General features: G+C 77.1%; 5 protein-coding genes. 1 reads left to right on the forward strand and 4 read right to left on the reverse strand.

All coding sequences use genetic code 11. The features are described from left to right. The coding region (locus ABD353_RS14075; RefSeq protein ID WP_425555153.1) for a hypothetical protein at positions 1-245 on the reverse strand (245 nt) is incomplete at its 3' end. 178 nt (positions 246-423) lie between these two features. Between ABD353_RS14075 and ABD353_RS14080 the strand changes: the two genes are divergently transcribed. Continuing rightward, positions 424-1,002, forward strand: a complete 579-nt coding sequence (locus tag ABD353_RS14080; protein ID WP_344623903.1) for a hypothetical protein — start codon at positions 424-426, stop codon at positions 1,000-1,002. A 4-nt stretch (positions 1,003-1,006) separates the two neighbouring features. On the opposite strand, the gene ABD353_RS14085 is transcribed toward ABD353_RS14080, so the two are convergent. Genes ABD353_RS14085 through ABD353_RS14095 form a run of 3 tightly spaced genes read right to left on the reverse strand, consistent with a single transcriptional unit; the run spans position 1,007 to position 3,948 of the window. Next, positions 1,007-1,801 carry an ABC transporter ATP-binding protein gene (locus ABD353_RS14085; RefSeq protein WP_344623904.1) on the reverse strand — a complete coding sequence of 265 codons (795 nt, stop codon included), beginning with the start codon at positions 1,799-1,801 and terminating at the stop codon, positions 1,007-1,009. Then, complete coding sequence (locus ABD353_RS14090) at positions 1,798-2,868, reverse strand: FecCD family ABC transporter permease (protein WP_344623905.1); 1,071 nt, start codon at positions 2,866-2,868, stop codon at positions 1,798-1,800. Before ABD353_RS14090 ends, ABD353_RS14085 begins: the two co-directional genes overlap by 4 nt. Further along, complete coding sequence (locus tag ABD353_RS14095; protein WP_344623906.1) at positions 2,869-3,948, reverse strand: ABC transporter substrate-binding protein; 1,080 nt, start codon at positions 3,946-3,948, stop codon at positions 2,869-2,871. It abuts the gene before it with no gap. Positions 3,949-4,134: the final 186 nt, after the last annotated feature.

A 4,134-nucleotide genomic window follows, 5' to 3' on the forward strand; every position in this document is an offset into this window, starting at 1 on the left:
CTGGCCGGGGCGAGCCCCGGGCCGGTCTGCTCCAGCGCCCGCCCGTGCGCGTCGGCGGCCTGCCGCCCGGCGAGCCGCCGCACCCAGGCGGCGGCCCGGGCGCCGGCCGCGGCGGCGCGGTGCATGGCCGCGAGGTCCTCGCCGGCGGCGGCCCGCGTCCCCTGCTCGAAGCCCCGCCCCACCACCCGGGCGACCTGGTCGAAGGTGGCCGGGAGCGGCAGCCAGGGCAGTGGAGAGATCGTCATACCGGGTCCAACCGCCGGACGCCCGGACGGGTCACGGTCCCCGCCCACGGCCACCACCCGCCCCCGCCGGCTCCCGGCCCGGTGTGCGAGTGCCGAACACCGCCCCGGGCCGCGCGAACGGCCGCGCCGGCGGAAAACGCCTGGCGGCACGCCCGCCGGGCCCGGAGAATCCACCCGCATGGGAGCCGACATCCACGGCTTCGTGGAGTGCCGGGCCACCCACGGAGTGCTCGACGAGGACGACGACATCCGCTGGTGGCCGGCGGTGGACCTCGATCTGCTGTACGGCGGCCGGTGCTACGACGCCTTCGGCTGCCTGTTCGGCGTGCGCAACCACGCCGGGTTCCGCCCGCTGGCCGACGGGCGGGGCCTGCCCGAGGACGTGGCGGCCGAGGTCCGACGGGAGTACGAGGCCTGGGGCCGGGACGCCCACGGCGCGTCCTGGATCTCCTGGGCGGAGTTGGCCGCGGTGGACTGGGACGAGCCGGCCGAGGCCGTGGACGAACGGGTCGAGGAGTACTCCCTGGTGCCGACCCGCGGCTGGGTGCTGACCGGCAAGTCCCTCCGGGACACCGGGGGCCGGCCGGAAGGCGCCGCCTGGATCCAGGACGGGAGGCTGCTGCGCACCGTCCGCATGGTGCGCCGCGACGCCGTGCCCCCGGACGGCCCGTGGGCCCCGGTGTGGCAGGTCATGGGTGCGCTGGCCGGGGTGCACGGCGCGGCGAACGTCAGGCTGGTGGTCTGGTTCGACAACTGAGGGACTACGGCCTGGGCGTTCGGCCGCCGGCCCCGGCCCGGTGGTCGAAGGCGATCAGCGGGTCGCCGGTGAGCGGGTGGTCGACCACCGCGGCGCGGACGCCGAAGACCTCGGCGAGCAGCTCGGCGGTGAGCACCTCGCGCGGCGGGCCGGAGGCCACCACGGCGCCCCGGTCCAGCACGTGCAGGCGGTCGCAGAGCGAGGCGGCGGCGTTGAGGTCGTGCAGCGAGATCAGGGTGGTGCGGCGGCGGGCCCGGAGCAGGGCGAGCAGGTCGATCTGGTGCTGCACGTCGAGGTGGTTGGTCGGCTCGTCCAGCACCAGGACCTCCGGCTGCTGGGCGAAGGCCCGGGCCAGCAGCGCGCGTTGGCGTTCGCCGCCGGAGAGCGAGGCGAAGCCGCGGTGTTCGTGGCCCTGCAGGCCGACCTCGGCGAGGGCCTCGGCGACCAGCTCGCGGTCGGCGGCGGACTCGCCGGCGAAGGCCCGCTGGTAGGGGGTGCGGCCCAGCGCGACCATCTCGCGGACGGTGAAGTCGGCCTCCGCGCCGCGCTCCTGCGGCAGGGCGGCGATCCGCCGGGCGGCCTCGGCGGCGCCGAGCGAGCGCAGGTCGCGCCCGGCGAGCAGGACCCTGCCCGCGTGCGGCCGCAGGTGGCGGTAGACGGTGCGCAGCAGGGTGGACTTGCCGCTGCCGTTGGGTCCGACCAGGCCGACGGTCTCGCCCTCGGCGGCGAACAGTTGGGCGCCGGTGAGCACGTCGCGGCCGGCCAGCCGGACGGTCAGGTCCTCGATGTCGATCCTCATCGGTGCTCCGGTCGTCGGTCGAGCAGGTACAGGAGGACGGGCGCGCCGAGCAGCGCGGTGACCACGCCGATCGGGACCTCCTGGGTGGCGAGGGCCGTCCGGGCGAGGGTGTCGACGGCGGTGAGCAGCACGGCGCCGGTGAGGGCGGCGAGCGGCAGCAGCCGCCGGTGGTCGCCGCCGACGAGCAGCCGGCAGACGTGCGGCACGAGCAGGCCGACGAAGCCGATGGCGCCGGAGACGGCGACCATCACGCCGGTCAGCAGGCTGGTGACGGTGAAGAGTTCGCGGCGCAGCCGGGCGACGTCGACGCCGAGGCCGGTGGCGGTCTCGTCGCCGACGGCCAGCGCGTTCAGCGCCCTGGCGCGGGCCTGCAGGTGGACGGCGCCGAGGGCGACCGCCGCGGCGGGCAGCGCGAGTTGGCTCCAGGTGGTGCCGCCGAGGCTGCCCATCAGCCAGAACAGCACGCCGCGGGTGCGCTGTTCGTCGCCGGCCTGCAGGACGAGGAAGCTGGTGAACCCGGCGAGGAACTGGCCGATGCCGATGCCGGCGAGCACCAGCCGCAGCGGGGCGAAGCCGCCGCCGCGCCGGGCGATCGTCCAGACCAGGGCGAAGGCGGTGAGCGCCCCGGCGAAGGCCGCGCCGGAGAGGCCGAGTCCGAGGCCGGCGCCGGCCGCGGTGCCGAGCACGGTGACGGCGACGGCGCCGAGGGTGGCGCCGGAGGAGATGCCGAGCAGGTAGGGGTCGGCGAGCGGGTTGCGGACGAGAGCCTGCACGGCGGTGCCGACGAGGCCGAGTCCGGCGCCGACGACGGCCGCCAGCAGGGCGCGGGGGGCGCGCAGTTGCCAGACGATCAGGTCGCGGGTGCCGGGCTCCGCCGGGCGGCCGGTGAGGCGGCGGGTGACGATGCCCCACACCTCGGCGGGCGGGACGTCCACCGCGCCGAGCGAGACGGCGAGGGTGAGGGCGACCGCCAGCGCGAGCGCGAGGGCGACCGCCACCGCGCCGGTGCGCGGGGTCGCTGACCTCCGGACGGCCGGGGCCGCGTCCGGTGCTGCGGTGGCGGCCATCTAGCGGCCTTCCACGGTGAGTCCGGGGTGGACGGCGCGGGCGACGGCGAGCACGGTGTCGGCGTTGCGGACGCCCGCGATGGTGGTCACCTCGGAGCCGATCCGGACGAAGTGGCCCGCGCGGACGGCCTTCAGCTCCCGGGTCGCGGGGAAGTCGCGGAGGAAGGCCTCGGCCTGCTCGTAGGCCTTGCGGGTCTCGGCCTCGCTGCCGCGGTTGCGGACGCCGAGCTGGATCCAGTCGGGGTCGGCGGCGACGACGTCCTCCCAGGAGACGGGCTTGAAGGTGCCCTTGCAGTCGGCGAAGACGTTGCGGGCGCCGGCGAGGGTGATCACCGCGTTGGCGACCTGGCGCCCGCAGGCGGCCATCGGCTGCTTGGTGCCGGCGTCGGCGTCGAAGAAGAAGTAGGAGGGGCGGCGGTCGGCGGGGACGGCGGCGAGCGCGGTGCGGACTGCGCCGACGGTGCGTTCCATCCCGGCCACCAGTTCCTCGGCGCGGGCCGTGGTGCCGGTGATCGCGCCGAGCCGGCGGATGTCGGCGGCCACCTCGGAGAGGTCCTGCTGCGGGCCGGTGAGCCGGTCGGCGCAGGCGGTGGAGTGCAGCTGGACGTGCTTGACGCCGGCCGCGGCGAACTCCTGCTCGGTGGGGGCGGCGCCCATCGCCCCGCCCATGGCGCCCATCGAGGCGAAGGTGTCGACGTACAGGTCGGCGCCGGAGCCGAGCAGCTTCTCCTTGGCGATGACGGCGCGTCCGAGGACGGGGACGGCGGCGGCGCGCTCGGCCAGGTCGGCGGGCATCGTGCCGGTGCCGGGCGGGAATCCGGTGCCGATCACCCGGTCCCCGGCGCCGAGCCGGAGCAGCATCTCCAGGGCAGCGGCGTTGCTGGTGACGATCCTCCGGGGCGGCGTGTCGAAGACGGTCTCCGCGCCGGTGCAGTCGGCCGCCCGGACGGGGAATCCGCCGGTGGCCGCGGACGGTGCGGGGGTGCCGGTGCCCGCGGCGGGGGTGCCGCCGCCGCTCGCGCAGGCCGAGGCGAGCAGGGCGAGGGCGGCGGCCAGGCCGCACAGGGCGCGAGCGCGCATGGTGGTCTCCGGATGGTCCGTGCTGCGGGGCGGCGGCTGCCGGCCCGGTGCAGGTAGTCGGACGGACCGGGCCGGCGGTTCCGGCGGATGCGGGGATCGCGGCGCGGGGTCGCGGCCGGCGGGGGCGGCCCGCCGTTCGTCCACGCTCCGTCAGGGATTCCTGACGGAGCGTCGCCGCCCCCCCGT

It is taken from the genome of Kitasatospora arboriphila (genome assembly GCF_039528095.1).
GTDB lineage: Bacteria > Actinomycetota > Actinomycetes > Streptomycetales > Streptomycetaceae > Kitasatospora > Kitasatospora arboriphila.

Excerpts from the sequence above, each read along its gene's own strand:
- ABD353_RS14085 (WP_344623904.1), bottom strand. The coding sequence starts at position 1,801 with ATGAGGATCGACATCGAGGACCTGACCGTCCGGCTGGCCGGCCGCGAC.
- ABD353_RS14090 (WP_344623905.1), bottom strand. The coding sequence starts at position 2,868 with ATGGCCGCCACCGCAGCACCGGACGCGGCCCCGGCCGTCCGGAGGTCA.
- ABD353_RS14080 (WP_344623903.1), top strand. The coding sequence starts at position 424 with ATGGGAGCCGACATCCACGGCTTCGTGGAGTGCCGGGCCACCCACGGA.
- ABD353_RS14095 (WP_344623906.1), bottom strand. The coding sequence starts at position 3,948 with ATGCGCGCTCGCGCCCTGTGCGGCCTGGCCGCCGCCCTCGCCCTGCTC.